14 protein-coding genes are annotated in these 14,466 nt (G+C 65.7%); 9 read left to right on the top strand and 5 right to left on the bottom strand.

Annotated elements, in window-relative coordinates; translation table 11 throughout:
• Positions 1–97 precede the first annotated feature (97 nt).
• From ACSFC7_RS03750 to ACSFC7_RS03735, 4 genes are read left to right on the top strand one after another with little or no spacing between them, the layout of a single operon-like run.
• Positions 98–1,201 carry an ABC transporter substrate-binding protein gene (locus ACSFC7_RS03750; protein WP_436346425.1) on the top strand — a complete coding sequence of 368 codons (1,104 nt, stop codon included), beginning with the start codon at positions 98–100 and terminating at the stop codon, positions 1,199–1,201.
• 5 nt (positions 1,202–1,206) lie between these two features.
• Entirely contained in the window at positions 1,207–2,283 is a 1,077-nt protein-coding gene (locus ACSFC7_RS03745) for an ABC transporter ATP-binding protein (protein ID WP_436346424.1), read from the top strand.
• Positions 2,284–4,182 (top strand): ABC transporter permease subunit, encoded by a 1,899-nt coding sequence (locus ACSFC7_RS03740; protein ID WP_436346423.1) that lies wholly within the window; start codon positions 2,284–2,286, stop codon positions 4,180–4,182. It abuts the gene before it with no gap.
• Positions 4,179–5,009, top strand: coding sequence for a nitrilase family protein (locus ACSFC7_RS03735; RefSeq protein ID WP_436346422.1), 831 nt, complete (start codon positions 4,179–4,181; stop codon positions 5,007–5,009). The genes ACSFC7_RS03740 and ACSFC7_RS03735 overlap by 4 nt, the downstream gene beginning before the upstream one ends.
• A gap of 57 nt (positions 5,010–5,066) precedes the next feature.
• Here the strand turns inward: ACSFC7_RS03735 and ACSFC7_RS03730 are convergent, their stop codons facing one another.
• Complete coding sequence (locus tag ACSFC7_RS03730; RefSeq protein WP_436346421.1) at positions 5,067–6,110, bottom strand: NrpR regulatory domain-containing protein; 1,044 nt, start codon at positions 6,108–6,110, stop codon at positions 5,067–5,069.
• Between the two features lie 132 nt (positions 6,111–6,242).
• Between ACSFC7_RS03730 and ACSFC7_RS03725 the strand changes: the two genes are divergently transcribed.
• From ACSFC7_RS03725 to ACSFC7_RS03715, 3 genes are read left to right on the top strand one after another with little or no spacing between them, the layout of a single operon-like run.
• Complete coding sequence (locus ACSFC7_RS03725; RefSeq protein WP_436346420.1) at positions 6,243–6,488, top strand: aminotransferase class III; 246 nt, start codon at positions 6,243–6,245, stop codon at positions 6,486–6,488.
• Positions 6,481–7,485, top strand: coding sequence for an agmatinase family protein (locus ACSFC7_RS03720; protein WP_436346419.1), 1,005 nt, complete (start codon positions 6,481–6,483; stop codon positions 7,483–7,485). Before ACSFC7_RS03725 ends, ACSFC7_RS03720 begins: the two co-directional genes overlap by 8 nt.
• Positions 7,486–7,504: 19 nt before the next feature.
• Positions 7,505–8,668: a pyridoxal phosphate-dependent aminotransferase gene (locus ACSFC7_RS03715; RefSeq protein ID WP_436346418.1), complete on the top strand. Its 1,164-nt coding sequence runs from the start codon at positions 7,505–7,507 to the stop codon at positions 8,666–8,668.
• 28 nt (positions 8,669–8,696) lie between these two features.
• On the opposite strand, the gene ACSFC7_RS03710 is transcribed toward ACSFC7_RS03715, so the two are convergent.
• Together ACSFC7_RS03710 and ACSFC7_RS03705 are read right to left on the bottom strand one after the other, a co-directional pair.
• The gene (locus tag ACSFC7_RS03710) at positions 8,697–9,419 is read right to left on the bottom strand and encodes a DUF5828 family protein (protein WP_436346417.1); all 723 of its coding nucleotides are present in this window, start codon (positions 9,417–9,419) and stop codon (positions 8,697–8,699) included.
• Positions 9,420–9,498: 79 nt separating this feature from the next.
• Complete coding sequence (locus ACSFC7_RS03705; protein ID WP_436346416.1) at positions 9,499–10,371, bottom strand: hypothetical protein; 873 nt, start codon at positions 10,369–10,371, stop codon at positions 9,499–9,501.
• A 293-nt stretch (positions 10,372–10,664) separates the two neighbouring features.
• On the opposite strand from ACSFC7_RS03705, the gene upp reads away from it, so the two are divergent.
• Positions 10,665–11,342 carry a uracil phosphoribosyltransferase gene (upp, locus tag ACSFC7_RS03700; RefSeq protein ID WP_436346415.1) on the top strand — a complete coding sequence of 226 codons (678 nt, stop codon included), beginning with the start codon at positions 10,665–10,667 and terminating at the stop codon, positions 11,340–11,342.
• 53 nt (positions 11,343–11,395) lie between these two features.
• Positions 11,396–11,776, top strand: coding sequence for a cupin domain-containing protein (locus ACSFC7_RS03695; RefSeq protein WP_436346414.1), 381 nt, complete (start codon positions 11,396–11,398; stop codon positions 11,774–11,776).
• Positions 11,777–11,868: 92 nt separating this feature from the next.
• On the opposite strand, the gene ACSFC7_RS03690 is transcribed toward ACSFC7_RS03695, so the two are convergent.
• Together ACSFC7_RS03690 and ACSFC7_RS03685 are read right to left on the bottom strand one after the other, a co-directional pair.
• Positions 11,869–12,072 carry a YgaP family membrane protein gene (locus ACSFC7_RS03690; RefSeq protein ID WP_436346413.1) on the bottom strand — a complete coding sequence of 68 codons (204 nt, stop codon included), beginning with the start codon at positions 12,070–12,072 and terminating at the stop codon, positions 11,869–11,871.
• 194 nt (positions 12,073–12,266) lie between these two features.
• Positions 12,267–14,375, bottom strand: coding sequence for a S9 family peptidase (locus ACSFC7_RS03685; RefSeq protein ID WP_436346412.1), 2,109 nt, complete (start codon positions 14,373–14,375; stop codon positions 12,267–12,269).
• Positions 14,376–14,466 lie beyond the last annotated feature (91 nt).

The raw sequence follows: 14,466 nt of genomic DNA, 5'->3' as shown, positions 1-14,466 counted from the left end.
CGCACGAACGAGGCAGATGAAACGGTAGATGTCTTATTCTACCGTGGGAAGCTTTATGTGTAGCTATCAGCAACTCACTGAGCAAGGTGGCAATATAATGCCGGCATCAAACAGCTACGGGCGACGGACGTTCCTCCGAACGACGGCGGCGACCGGAAGCGCCGCTGCGATCGGTGGGCTCGCGGGGTGTACGGGGTTTCTCGACGATGACGACACGCTGACCGTCGCAGTGTACGGCGGTGTGTTTCAGGAGGTTATGGACGACGTCCTGTTCGAGCCGTTCAACGAGGAGGTCGATTTCGAGGCCGAGTCACAGGAGCAGCCGACGGCCGAAGAGGCGCTCTCGCAGTACGACAGCGCCGTGGGCGCCGGCGAAGCGCCGGTCGACGTCGCGATCATGTCGACGGTCGGCGTCCTCCGCGGACTGAACTCCGAGCTCTGGCACATCTGGGACGACGAAGACGCGTTCGAGAACCTCCAGTACATCAGCGACGACCTCGTCGAGGAGCGCGAAGGGGGTATCGCCAGCATCGGCGCGCTCTCGTGGTACATCAACCTCGTACAGAATACCGACGTGTTCGAGGAACCGATCGACAGCTGGGAAGCGCTCTGGGACGACGAGTACGAGGATCAGCTGGGGCTGCTCGGACTCGCCTCCAACTCCTTCCTGCTCGACATCACCGCGGAGGTTCAGTTCGGCGGCCAGGAGATCCTCGAGGATCGAGACGGCGTCGAGGAGGTCTTCGAAGAGCTCGAGGGCATTACCGACCAGGCGAACTTCTGGTACGAGAACGAGGCCGAGTTCCAGCAGCGCCTCCGCGACGCGGAGGTGCCCGCGGGTATGCTCTACAGCGACATCACGAAGGTCATGCAGGAAGACGGCGCGCCCGTCCAGTCGAACTTCGTCGAGGAGGGCTCCGTGATCGACTCCGGCTCGTGGGTCGTCCTCGAGCCCTCCGAGATGGTGGAGGAGGCCCAGCAGTTTATCGACTACGCGAGCCGTCCAGAGGTACAGGACCGGCTCGCGGAGGACCTCTTTACCGCGCCCGTTATCGACCGGGAACATTCCGAACTCGACGACGAGACCTACGAGGAGATCGCCGGACCCGGTCCCGAGGCGGCGATCAGCCCCTACTACGATCTCTACCTCGAGGAGGAGGAGTGGGTCAACGAACAGTGGGAAGAGTTCATCATCGGCTAATTCCGATGAGCGGAATCTCACTGTCGGGCGTGACGAAGCGGTACCCGGGTGGTGTGCTCGCGGTCAAGGGAGTGGATATCGACATCGAGAGCGGCGAGTTCGTCACGCTGGTCGGCCCCTCCGGCTGCGGAAAAACGACGACGCTGCGGACCATCGCTGGCTTCGAGCGGCCGACTGACGGGACGATTTCGATCGATGGAACCGACGTCACCGACGCGCCGCCGTACGAGCGCAACACGGGGATGGTGTTTCAGGACTTCGCGCTGTTTCCACACCTGACCATCTACGAGAACGTCGCCTACGGGATGGACGTCAGCGGCGAGTACACCGACGAGGAGATCGACGCGAGAGTCGCGGAGATGCTCGAGCTGGTCGAACTCCCCGGCGTCGGCGACCGAACGCCGGATCAGCTCTCGGGCGGCCAACAACAGCGGATCGCGCTCGCCCGCGCGCTCGCACCGCGGCCAGACGCGCTGTTGCTCGACGAACCGCTCGCGAGCCTCGACAAGAAGCTCCGTGAACAGATGCAAGTCGAGTTGCGCCGGATTCAACAGGAGGTCGGCATCACTACGGTCTTCGTTACGCACAATCAGGAGGAGGCGTTGACGATGTCCGACCGACTGGCGGTGATGAACGACGGCCGCTTCGAGCAGGTCGGCCCGCCGGAAGCGGTGTACAACCGCCCGAAGACGCGGTTCGTCGCCGACTTCCTCGGAACGGCGAACCTCTTCGACGGCTCCGTGACGAGCGTCGAGGACGGCTACGCGACCGTCGACTGTTCGGACGCCACGATCCGCGCCCTCGGCAACGGCGTCGAGGTCGGCGAGACGGTTTCGGTCGTGGCCCGGCCGGAACGGCTCGCGATCGATTCGGCGGGTGCCGACGGCGCAACCGCCGAGAACACGTTCGACGCGACGGTCCAGTTCAAACGACACCTCGGGAGCAGCGTCGAGTACCAACTCGAGACAGACGACGGCCGGGAACTCGTCGTCGCCAGACGGAGCGGGACGGACGAACGGTCGCCCGGCGACCGCGTCTCGGTCCGCATTGGCCCCGACGACTGTCGAATCGTGGAGGCGTAGATGGAGACGGAATCATCGTCAACCGAGACCGACGAGCCGGCACGTGCGGGGCTGAAGTCGAACACCAAGTGGTACGCGCTCGGCTACCCGCTGTTCTGGCTCGTCGCCGTCTTTCTGGTGCCGCTCGCGCTGCTGGTCGTGTTCAGCTTCTACGTGAATATCCCCGGCGGCTCCTACCGGCCGGGCCTTACCCTCGAGAACTACGCACGGTTCCTCGACGTGAGCGTCACGCTCGGCTGGCCGCCGGTCGAGACGAACCTCTATCTCAGACAGCTCTGGCTGACGATCGAAATCTCGCTCGTCACGGCGTTCGCCTCGTTGCTGCTCGGCTACCCGATCGCGTACTACCTCGCGCGGATGAACCGACCGTGGCTCCGGAGTCTGCTGCTGATCACGATCATCTCCTCGCTGTGGGTCACCTACGTCATCCGCGCCTACGCCTGGCAGGTCATCCTGGCTTCCGGCGGGATTCTGAGTTCGATCGGCGTCAGAACCGGCCTGCTCGCCGAACCCCAGTCGTTCTATCCGGGCTACTGGGGCCTCGTCGTCGGCATGGTGTACGTCTTCTTGCCGTTCATGATCCTCACGCTCTACAGCAGTATCCGAAACATCGACGGCGAACTCCTCGAAGCCTCGAAGAATCTCGGGGCGGGTCCGGTGACGACGTTCCGACGGGTGACGCTGCCGCTGTCGAAAAACGGCATCACCAGCGGGATGGCGCTGGTGTTCATCCTCGCGCTCGGGGCGTACGTCATGCCGCGGCTGCTCGGCAGTTCCGCCGAGCGAACGCTGCCGGTGTTGATCGAGGCCCAGATCATGGGCGAGCAGAACTACCCGTTCGCCGCCGCGATGAGCATCGGGCTGATCGTGGTCGTCCTCGCGTTCCTCTGGGCGATGGTCCGGTTCACCAACGTGACGGCTGCCAGTCTCGGCGGCAACGAGGTGGCCGAACCCGACGGCGGAACGCCCGATTCGACCGCGTACGAGTCGTCCGCAGGAACGACGCGAGTCCGGTCTACGCTCGCCTCGGTAGCCTCGGCCGTCGGGCTTACTCGGCTGCTCGGTAGCGCAGGACGCGGACTCGACAGTGTCGTCACGACGGTCGACGCCCGGACCCGCGAACGGGTGATCTGGACGGCGAGTCGGCTCTACGTGATCGCCGCGATGACGTTCATCGCGGCCCCACTGGGAATCATCATCGCCGTCTCGGTCACGCCCGAACAGTTCCTCACGTTCCCGCCGGGCGGGTTCTCGATGCAGTGGTACGTCGAGTTCTTCACCGACTCGTCGTGGCTCATCGCGCTGATCAACAGCCTCGGTATCGCCGGGGCCGCCGCGCTCCTGAGCACGACGATCGGCGGGACGCTGGCGTTCGCCCTCGACCGGTACGGCTACCGGTGGAGCGCGATCCTGGGAACCTTCGGCATGCTCCCGATTCTGGTTCCGCCGGTCATCGTCGGCGTGGCGTTTCTCGTCTTCTTCCTCGAGCTCGGCGTCGCGGGGACGCGGGCCGGCATCGTCGTCGCTCACGGGATCTTCTACGCGCCGTTCCCGTTCATCCTCATCTCGCAGGGGCTGGACGAACTCGATCGAACCTACGAGGAGGCCGCGATGAATCTCGGCGCGTCCCCGATCGAGACGATTCGGACGATCACGTACCCGCTCCTGCGGGCGAACGTGATCTCGGGGGCGCTGTTCGCGTTCATCCTCTCGCTGAACGAGTACATCATCGCCTGGCTGCTGTCGCTGTTCCTCGTCGACACGATCCCGATCCGGATCTTCAACTCGCTTCGGTACGGCTACTCGCCGACCATCGCGGCCGCGAGCGTGGTCTTCATCGCGCTCACTGTCGTCGTCATGGTCGCAATCGACCATCTCTCCGGAGGGATCTGGGAGTGAACGGAGCCGACGGGACCGCGGTCGTCGCCGCCCAGACGGTTCCGGCGTTCGGCGCCGTCGATCGAAACCGCTCGAGGACGGTCGAGCTCGTCCGCGAGCACGCCGACGCCGATCTCGTCGTCCTCCCCGAACTGGCGACGACGGGCTACGTGTTCGAGGAGCGATCCGAACTCGAGTCGCTGGCGGAGCCGCGCGACGGGCCAACCGCCGAAGCGTGGGCCGCAATCGCTGCCGAAACCGACACGTGGATCGTCGGCGGCTTCGCCGAAATCGACCGCGATACGTATTACAACAGCTCCCTCGTCGTCTCTCCCGACGGCGTCGAGGGCGGCTACCGAAAGGTTCACCTCTGGAACGAGGAGAAACGGTGGTTCGAACCAGGCGACGCGCTGCCGACGTTCGAGACGCCGTTCGGTCGACTCGGTGTGCAGATCTGCAACGACCTCTGGTTCAGCGAAACGACGGTGAACCAGGCCCGCGCGGGCGTCGACCTCGTCGCCGTACCGACGAACTGGGTCCCCGGCCCGAGCGAGGGCGAGCGGCCCGCAGGGTGGACGATGGGGGTCCACCAGGCGGTCGCACGCGCGAACGAGAACCGAGTGTTCATCGCCTGTGCTGACCGCGCCGGAACCGAGCGCGGCACCGCCTTCGAGGGACAGAGCGTGATCGTCGATCCGGACGGGCTCCCGCTCGCCGGGCCCGCACCCACTACGGGCGAACGTATTGTTACCGCAGACTGCGAACTTGAGCGCGCGCGGACGAAGGCCCTGACCCCCCGCGACGACGCCCTCGCGGATCGTCGGCCGGACGTCTACGACCTCGAGTAGCCCGCGGGCTCCGAGATCTACTGTTATTGTCGTCTCCGACGACGTGCAGCGACCGTATCAGTCGTCGAGCAGCGGCTCCGGTCGCGCCGATCGGATCGACTGTACCGAGTCGAGTTCGCCTCGTTCGATCGTTCCGGAAAGCGTTTCCCACTCCTCGGTCAGCCCGTACTCGCTCAAGGCGGTCAACAGGAGTTCGCCGGGGCCGATGTACGTGATCGAGCCGAACGCCCAGGTCGAAGTCCCGCTCGGGAGATGGCTCTGTTCGCGCGGTCGTCGAAACTCGAGGACGCCGCCGAGGGAGCGACGAGTCGCGACCGCGAGGTCGTGCGCCTCCTCGAAGCGGTTGATCGGGAACTCACGGCTGTCGCCGACGAGCAGCCCCGCCTCGCCGGTCTCGAGAATCGTCGTCACGTCGGTTCGCCCGGCTTCGATGAGCAGCGAGACGACGTCGATCGAGGACCCCTGGCCGTTTATCACGTCGATGTGACGCCGGATTCGACCGCCGCGCTGGGGGACCACCTCGTTCGTCGGCTCCGACTCGGTCGGCCCGTACTCGAGGATGCCCGCGTTCGAGATGTTGGCGTCGACGCCGTGTGCGAGCAAGACGCCGTCCAGCGTGATGCTCGAGGCGGTCGCCAGCCGAACGTCGCCGGGGTCGTCCTCGCCGCTCTCCGCCATCGAAACCGGAATCGGCCCCAGCGGGAGGTCCTCGAGACGCTCGATCAGGTCGAGCGCCGCGTCGACGTTCGACGCCGGGAGGTAGGCCGCCGAAGCGACGAGCGCACCGCTGTCGTCGATCGGATCGTAGCTCACGCGGCTAGTGAGCGTGGCGATCCGGGCCCGGAGTTGCTCGAGACGCGTGTTGACGTCTCCCTTTTCGAGTTCGGTTCGCCCCTTCGCCGTTAGCTGGCGGCCCTGGCCCGGCACTTTTTCGGTCAGACCGAGTTCGTCGAGTTCGGAGAGCCGAAGTCTGATCGTTCGGTCCTTGATATCGTAGCCGTGGAGCTGCATCAGTTCGAAGAGTTGGATGCTGCCGATCGGTCCGTGCCGATCCACGAGGCGAAGGAGATCGTACGTGCGTCGCTCGAGTTCCGGCGCCATCTATAATCCCAGTGGCGGGGGATCACCACCAAGGTTTGGTTTGCGAGCCGACCGGTTCGAACGGGTCGAGATAATCTTTTAACCCCGCTGAAAAAAGAATAGGGTGGCAAACTGCTGCCAGTGTGTGAAAGGATGACATTCGAACGATCAGCAACGAACGACCGGGCCGTAAAGGAGCGCTGCGACGACTACCTGATGCCGATCCGGAAGCGTCTGGACGCACCAATCGAGCGGGCCGACGATCGTCCACTCGAGGACTTTGACGACAACACGTATCTCGATCTCTTCTCCGGCACCGCCGTCGCAAACGCCAGTCACGAGAGCGAGGCCATCGGCGAGGCACTCGAAGCCGAGGCCGCAGGTGGAGCCGATGTCTGACGAATCACGCGCGGCAGCCTTCCGAGAGTCCGTGCGGGGCTCGTCGGTCGAACTCGCGTACGCCGGCCACAAGACGTTCCTCAAGGGTGACCCCCGCGAGGTCGAGAACGTCGGCGACGTCGACGCGGCCGCGCTCGGAATCCCCTACGACGGCGCGGTCTCGAACCGCCCCGGAGCCAGATACGGTCCGGAGGCGATCCGTTCGGCCAGCGGCTGGTGGGCGTACCTCTCCGATTACAAGGGCGGACTGACGAACATGCAGACCGGCGAGCAAGTCAACTTCGACGACCTCACCGTCGCGGACTGCGGCGACGTCCCGGTCTTCCCGATGGACAGCGAGACGACGGCCGAGAGCATCACGGCCCACGTCGCGACCGTCGCCGAGCAGACCTTTCCGGTCGTCCTCGGCGGCGACCACTACTGTACGTTCCCCGCCGTTCGCGGCTTCGCCGAGGGGGCCGGCCACGACCGCGTGGGCTTCGTCCAGATCGACGCCCACACCGACACCGTCTCCGAGAGCCCGGTCTTCGGGACGGACTTTCACGGCTCGAGCACGGCGCTGATCGCCGACTCGCCCCACACCGAGTACGGCGACGTGAGTCAGGTCGGCATCCGCGGCTACGAGTCCCCCGACTTCTTCGAGTTCGCCGACGAAACGGGACTGAACCTCTATACGATGCGGGACGTCGAGACGGAAGGCATCATCTCGGTCGTCGAGGACGCGGTCGAGGCGGCGGCCGAAGACACCGACGCCGTCTACGTCTCGTTCGACATCGACGCCGTCGATCCCAGCGTCGCGCCGGGAACCGGCACCCCGGTTCCGGGCGGTCTCACCGCCCACCAGGCGCTCGAGACGATGGCGGTGCTCGGCGCGAGCGACGCGGTCGGCGCGGTGGACCTGATGGAGGTCGCCCCGCGGTATGACGCGACTGAAAGCACCGAACGGATCGCGGCGTACCTCCTCGTGACGCTGCTCGAGCGACAGTTCGCAGAATGACCGACACTACCACAAACCGATGACGAAGACACCGAGGCCGACGGTCGGAACCGAGCGAACGAGCGACGTGGCCGAATCGGTCATCCGCGAGATGACTCGAGCGGCGATCAGCGAGGGCGCGATCAACCTCTCGCAGGGCATCCCCGACGAGGACGAAACGCCGCCGGAGATCAAGCGGGCCGCACGAGATGCCATCGACACCGACAGCCAGTACACGATCACCTGGGGGCTGCCGGAACTCAGGGAAGCCGTCGCCGAGCGCTACGCCGACTGGAAAGGCGTCGAGTACGATCCCGAGACGGAGGTGACGATCACCAGCGGGACCAGCGAGGCGATCATGTCGACGATGCTCTCGCTCGCCGGCCCCGGCGACGAGGTGATCTACTTCGAGCCCGTCTACGAGAGCTACATCCCTGCGAGTCAGTTCGCAGGGGCGACCGCGATCCCGATCGACATCACTGACGACCTCGAGATCGACGTGGATCGACTCGCCGACGCCGCCGAACGCGCGCGAATCCTCGTGCTCAACACGCCGATGAATCCGACGGGGAAGGTGTTCAGCCGCGCGGAACTCGAGGCGATCGAGGAGATCGTCTTCGAACACGATCTCATCGTGCTAACCGACGAGATTTACGAACACATCGTCTACGACGACGACTACTGCAGCCCCGTCGAGGTCGGCGACCTCTCCGAGCGTACCGTCGTCTGTACGGGGATGTCGAAGACGTTCAGCGTCACGGGCTGGCGGGTCGGCTTCTGTCTCGCGCCCGAGTACCTCTCGAAAGAGCTGCGAAAGGTCCACGACTACACGAGCATCTGCGCGCCCACGCCGTTCCAGCGGGCCGGCGTCAAGGCGCTGTCGCTCCCGGACTCGTACTATCGGGAGCTGTCGGACTCCTACGAACGGCGGCGAAACCTCCTCTACGACGGCTTGCTCGAGGCCGGGTTAGAGCCGATCGAGCCGGACGGCGCGTACTACATCATGACGCGGTACCCGACCGACGAGTCCGACATCGAGTTCTGTTACCGGTTGATCCGCGAGGCCGGCGTCGCCGCGGTCCCCGGCAGCAGTTTCTACACCGACCCCGACGCGGAGGCCGACTGGATTCGGTTTACCTTTTCCCGAAATCGGGCGACGCTCGAGGAGGCGATCGATCGACTGCTCGAGAACCGTTGGTGGTAGGGCTCCGCGCGCCGATGCGCCGGGTGGCTCAGTTCGTCGTCGACCGCGAGTTATCCTCCGGCTCCGGCGGCGGTTCGGCGCCCTCGATCGCCTCGGCGGCGTCGGTATCCTTCTCGACTTCGACGTGCCAGCGGTCGATCTCTTCGTCGAACTCGGCGAGGCGCTCGGAGACGTCGTCTTTGAGGATATCGTCGTTGACGTTGACCTCGAAGACGAACTGCTCGCCGTTGCCGCCGTTGCGCGTCGACTGCTGGATGTTGGCGCTGACGAGTTCGTTGTCGAAGTAGTACGGGGCGAGCTGGGTCATCACGTTCTGGTAGACCGTGTCCTCGACGCGGCGGAACGCCTTGCGCCCGGCGGAGTCGGCCGCCCGCGCGACGTAGTCGATCGACTCCTTCCAGTTGCCGACCGCGGCTTCCGCGTCGTCGTCCTCGAGTCGTTCGTACGACTCCGAGAGCTTCTCGCCGGCCGTCTTGATGTCTTCGTCGGGGTTCTTGCCGGCCTTTTCGCCCTTGCCCTCTTCGATGCTCGCCTGGTCGGCGGTCTTCTCGCTGACGTCGGTATCGAGGGTCTCGTGGGCCTTCGGTCGCCACTCGTCCCACTCCTCGTACGCGCGGGTAAAGCGCGCCCCGTAGTCTGCGTCAGGGTCGTGGACGCCGGCGTCTCGGAGCGCGCGCGTGATGCGCTCGCCGTGCTCGACGATGTCGCCCCAGTCACCGCGGACTTTGAATCCCGAGATACTCTCTTCCATTCGGCTGGCGCGGTGGTAGGAGTTGGACGGCTATAAACTTCGTTGCTGCGAACAAATGGTGCCGGTGAGCGCGGGGGCGTCAGTACTGTCGATCCGTCAGCTCCGAGCCGCCCGTCGGTTGGCCGCTCATTCCCTGCCCGTGTTGACCCTGTTCGCGCATGCCCTGCATCTGCTGCCCCGACTGTTGCCGGCCGCGCTGCTGGCTACCGCCCTGCCGACCGCTCGTCTGCTGGCCGCTCATCTGGTTCCCGGTCTGCTGGGCGCCCATCTGGCTCGTTCGCTGGCCGCCCGTCTGTGACCCCTGGCCGACCTGCTGGAGGACGGTCTCACAGGCGTTCATCGTTCGCTCGAGCGTCGCGATCGTCTCGACGATGTGGGGATGGTGTTGCTGGTGCTGTCGAAGCTCCGGGAGTCCCTCGGCCGCAACCCGGAGGAACATCTCCGCGGCTTCGGGGCCGAACATCGAGTCGCGGGTGATCAGCATCTCGTTGAGCTGGGCGATCTCGGCGATGTCCTGGCAGATCCGAGCACAGATCCCGAGCTCCGGTCCGCCGGACGCACACTCCGTCGCACACCAGGCCGCGACGTGTGAGAGTTCGCCGAAGTCCTCGAGGACGATGCGAAGCTCGTCGGCCATGTGGTCTTTGAACGAGTGGGGTTGGGCCTGCTGGCCGTGCGCTTCGGTCTGGTGGCCCTGCTGGCCGTATGTTCCGGTTTGCTGACGCTGTTGGTCGTACATCCCGGTCTGGTGGCCCTGCACTCCGGCCTGCTGTCCCCGCATCCCGGGTCCTCGATGCTGTGTCCCGGTTTGCTGGCCCTGTCCTCCTCGGGAGTCCGTCTGTCCGGTCATCTGCTGGTGCTGCTGGCCGCCCATCCGTCGACTCCCCGCTTGCTGGTGCGGCTGCTGGTCGCCCTGTCCGTGCTGTGGCTGTGAATCGTTCGGTGATGGCATAGATATCGACACCTCTGGGAAGGTACTGGACGGTGCACCGGTCGTCGAGTAAAGCGACCGTACCGTTTCGATCGTTTTTCGCTGCTAATCCGGTTTTTCGGACTGCCCGTTACTCGAGGCTGGCCCCCGATTCGACCGACTCGAGCAGTAACTTCCGATTGGATACCGCGATAGCGGGCGTCACGGGCGAGACACCGAGACAGACATCCGATGGGGACACGCACCATGGCCCGCCCTCCCGTCGTCGGTGCCGGACCGATACGATGAACTACCCGGCGACAGCCTGTAGAGATATGCCGATCGAAGACCGGGACGACGCGTATCTCATCACCCACGCACTGGCGAAAGACACGCTCTCACGGATCCGCGACGTCGAAACGGAGCAAGTCAGCTTCCGAAAGGGACTGGTGAAACTCGGCCGCATCTGTGGCTACGAGATCATCGACGGCCGAATGGAGACCGAGTACGTCGAGATCGAGACCCCGCTGGAGCCCACGATGGGCGAGCGCGTGCGCGGGCTCGACGACGTCGTGATCATCAACGTCCTGCGCGCCGCGACGCCCTTCGTGGAGGGGTTACTGAAAGCGTTCCCGCGCGCGCGCCAGGGCGTCATCAGCGCGAGCCGTGACGAGGAAGCCGGTCGCGCCGAGGACGGCTCGTTCCCCATCTCGGTGGACTACGTGAAACTGCCCGAGATCACCGAGGAGGACACCGTCATCGTCGCGGATCCGATGCTCGCGACGGGGAGTACGATGTGTACCGTCCTCGAGCACGTCATCGAGAACTCGCCGGAACCGGAGAACCTGATCGTCCTCTCCGCGGTCTCCGCACCCGAAGGGCTGCTCCGCGTCGGCGAGGCGTGTCCCGCGGCGGATCTGCTGACGGTGTCGATCGACGACTACCTCGACGACGACGGCTTCATCGTCCCCGGACTTGGCGACGCGGGCGACCGCGCGTTCCGTACGACCTGAGCTGTCGCTCCCGCTGCCGTCGCCTTTTTGCGGGTCGACCGTGAGTCGATGACATGGACTACAGCGTCGTCGATCCGGACGAACTCGAGCCGACCGAAGACCGGGCCTGCGATCTCCGTCGGGTGAGCGAACCCGCCGGCCTCGAGAACGTCGCCATCAACCGCTTTCGAGCGGAACCGGGCGAGCAGTTGCCGCTGGCCTACCACTATCACGAGCAACAGGAGGAAGCGTTTATCGTGCTCTCGGGGACGCTTCACGTCGAGACGCCCGGCGGCGAGTTCGAGGTTCCCGAGGGCTCGATATTCGCAGTGCAGCCCGAGGCGCCACAGCGAGCGTACAACCCCGCGGACGCCGAGACCGCGATCGAGGTCGTCGCGATCGGTGCACCGCCGGTCAGCGGTGACGCCGTCGCCTACGAGCCGGACGCCGAGTAATCGGATTTTCGCGACTCGAGGCAGTTCGAATACCGATTTATCGCGACTCGAGGCGGCCTCGAGCGACCGGCCGCTCGTCGTCCGGAACAGGGCTACTGATCCGTGCCGCAGGTATCGATCCCCAGCACCGCGTTCACCGGGCAGCGCTGGATGATTGCCGTCGCGAAGATGTCGCTGCCGGCGACGAACGCGAGCGCGCCGAGCGTCCGCTCCCGGTTTCGGTAGCCGACCACCAGTAACGCGATGCCGAACGCGACGCGCCAGACGCGATCGAATCCCCCGACGTTTCGGTCCATACGCGGTAAAACGAGTGCGACGTCCGTAGGGGTTTCCTCGCGATCGGTGGAACGACCTCGCGTCCATCCGAGGGCGCTCGAACCCCTTCGTTTCCGGTCGAACCGACCGCAGCAGGCGTTCTGACGGGGTACGGCGGCTGTCGGTCGAGGTGAAACGGTCATCCGGTATCGTCGCGTCGTCTCGCAGTTCGTGCTTACTCCGCTGGGTCCGTCTCTTCGTTCCCGCTCGAGAGCCCCTCGTTCCGCTCGCGCTCGAGCGCCGGCGCCGCCTCGTGGGCGTCGGCGTAGCCGTCGAACCAGCGGACGGTGCGCTCGATCCGGTCGACGACGTGGGCCGGTTCGCCGGAGCGGGAGAGTTCGTGGCCCTCGCGGGGATACCTGACCAGACGGGTGTCGACGCCGTGTTTCTTCAGGCCGAGGTAGAACAGTTCGGCGGTGTTCGCTGGCGTGCGGTAGTCGCGGTCGGAGTGCATCACGAGCGTCGGGGTGTCGACGTTCGGAACGTGGGCGACCGGCGACTGCTCCCAGAGGAACTCGGACTCGTCCCACGGGGTCGTGCCGAAATCGCCTTCGACGAGTTTGAACGCGTCCGTCGAGCCGTAGAAACTCGTGAGATCGTAGACGCCGCGCTGGGAGACCGCCGCGTCGAATCGGTCGGTTTGGGTGACCGCCCACGCGGTCATGAAGCCGCCGAAGCTACCGCCGGTGACGAACACCTCGTCTTCGTCCACGTACTCACGCTCGCAAACCTCGTCGACCCCGGCGAGCACGTCGGTCAGGGTAACGTCGCCCCAGTCGCGTTCGATGGCCGTCGCGTGGTCCTCGCCGTAACCCGTCGAGCCTCGCGGATTGCACCAGAAGACGACGTAGCCCCGCGCCGCGAGCGTCTGGAACTCGTGCCACGTCGTCCCCGCGGTCGTCCACTGCGCGTGTGGTCCGCCGTGGATTTCGACGACGAGCGGGTAGCGTTGGTCGGTCGCGTCGGCGTCGAACGCCGGCGGCGTGAGGAGCCAGCCCTGAATCCGCCGACTCCCCTCGCTCTCACCCGCCTCGTCGTCGATCTCGAACCACACCTCCTCGGGCTGTCGGACCGGCTTGTCCGCGAGATAGTCGGCGTTGACCCGTGTCAGCCGGTGGACCTCGTTGCCCCCGCGCGTGGTGACGAAGACGTCGCCGGGGTGATCCCACTCGCTGTGGACGTACGCGACGGCGTTCTCGCCGACGGAGAACCCCGCGATATCGACGCCGTCGCCGTACACCTTCGCGGGCTCCTCGCTCGAGTCACCCGGCACCGACCACAGGACCCTCGAGCCCTCGTCGGGCGTCGAGAAGTACAGCGTCTCGCCGTCGGGCGCCCACTCGAAGCCACAGCGGTGACCGACGGTGCGGTCCAGCGACTCCGTCGGCGCTCGTTCCTCGCCGGTCTCGCGGTCGTGGACCCGGATCTCCGTCTGGCGCATCGAGGCGTTCTCCTCGGGGGTGTACTCGAAGGCGATTCGGCCGTCCGGGGTCGCCTCGAGCGACGAAACCCACCCCGTCGTCTGCGCGAAGGACTCGACGGTTCCCGATCGGATGTCGTGTTCGTACAGGTCGTACGTGAGCGAGTCGTCCGGCTCCTCGCCGGTCTTGACGGCGAAGTAGACGGTCTCGCCGTCGCCCCACGCCGGCGCGACGTAGTCGCGGTCGGCGGGTAGTTCGTCCGCTCCGGTGAGCCGCGTGATCGCGTCGCCGTCGGGGTCGTCGGTCTCGGACGACTCGAGCGCGGTCGCGACGTCGATCACGTAGACGTGGCTCCGCCGGCCGTCGAGGTACTCGGTGCCGGCGCGGTAGACCATCCGGTCGATCACGCGGGGATCCGGCTCCTCCGGTTCGTACTCGGGGTCGACCGCGACGTCCCGGTCCGCCTCGCGGTCGGCCGCGGTGACCTGCTGGGTGAACAGCAGTCGGGAGCCGTCGGGGCTCCACTCGAGGTCGCCGATACCGCCGACGACCGACGTCACCTGCCGCGCCTCGCCGCCGTCGGTCGGAACGAGCCAGAGCTGCTGGCGGTCGGTCTCGCCGCGGGTGCTGGCGAACGCGAGCCAATCGCCGCCCGGACTGAAGCGAGGCTGGCTGTCGACACCCTCGCTCACGGTGAACTGCTGGGGCTCGTCGCCGCCGATGGGAACCACGTAGACCGTCGCCTCGTACTCGTCTTCTCGAGGGCGTTTCTGAACGAACGCGACGGTATCGTTATCCGGAGAGACGGCGGGATCCGTGACCTGAATGATGTCGTGATAGTCTCTGGCAGTAATTGCGTTCATGTACCCTGCCAACTCGCCGGCCCGATTATACATTTCGGTGCCTAATACGTTCCATCAGACACTAGATAACTGAACAGACAGTTACCGACCT

Source organism: Natronorubrum halobium (assembly GCF_051351675.1).
In the GTDB taxonomy this organism is placed as follows: domain Archaea; phylum Halobacteriota; class Halobacteria; order Halobacteriales; family Natrialbaceae; genus Natronorubrum.
Note: the sequence above shows the minus strand (reverse complement) of the source record. Positions and strands in the feature narration are given on the sequence as shown.

Excerpts from the sequence above, each read along its gene's own strand:
- ACSFC7_RS03750 (WP_436346425.1), top strand. The coding sequence starts at position 98 with ATGCCGGCATCAAACAGCTACGGGCGACGGACGTTCCTCCGAACGACG.
- ACSFC7_RS03745 (WP_436346424.1), top strand. The coding sequence starts at position 1,207 with ATGAGCGGAATCTCACTGTCGGGCGTGACGAAGCGGTACCCGGGTGGT.
- ACSFC7_RS03740 (WP_436346423.1), top strand. The coding sequence starts at position 2,284 with ATGGAGACGGAATCATCGTCAACCGAGACCGACGAGCCGGCACGTGCG.
- ACSFC7_RS03730 (WP_436346421.1), bottom strand. The coding sequence starts at position 6,110 with ATGGCGCCGGAACTCGAGCGACGCACGTACGATCTCCTTCGCCTCGTG.
- ACSFC7_RS03725 (WP_436346420.1), top strand. The coding sequence starts at position 6,243 with ATGACATTCGAACGATCAGCAACGAACGACCGGGCCGTAAAGGAGCGC.
- ACSFC7_RS03720 (WP_436346419.1), top strand. The coding sequence starts at position 6,481 with ATGTCTGACGAATCACGCGCGGCAGCCTTCCGAGAGTCCGTGCGGGGC.
- ACSFC7_RS03715 (WP_436346418.1), top strand. The coding sequence starts at position 7,505 with ATGACGAAGACACCGAGGCCGACGGTCGGAACCGAGCGAACGAGCGAC.
- ACSFC7_RS03710 (WP_436346417.1), bottom strand. The coding sequence starts at position 9,419 with ATGGAAGAGAGTATCTCGGGATTCAAAGTCCGCGGTGACTGGGGCGAC.
- ACSFC7_RS03705 (WP_436346416.1), bottom strand. The coding sequence starts at position 10,371 with ATGCCATCACCGAACGATTCACAGCCACAGCACGGACAGGGCGACCAG.
- upp (WP_436346415.1), top strand. The coding sequence starts at position 10,665 with ATGCCGATCGAAGACCGGGACGACGCGTATCTCATCACCCACGCACTG.
- ACSFC7_RS03695 (WP_436346414.1), top strand. The coding sequence starts at position 11,396 with ATGGACTACAGCGTCGTCGATCCGGACGAACTCGAGCCGACCGAAGAC.
- ACSFC7_RS03690 (WP_436346413.1), bottom strand. The coding sequence starts at position 12,072 with ATGGACCGAAACGTCGGGGGATTCGATCGCGTCTGGCGCGTCGCGTTC.
- ACSFC7_RS03685 (WP_436346412.1), bottom strand. The coding sequence starts at position 14,375 with ATGAACGCAATTACTGCCAGAGACTATCACGACATCATTCAGGTCACG.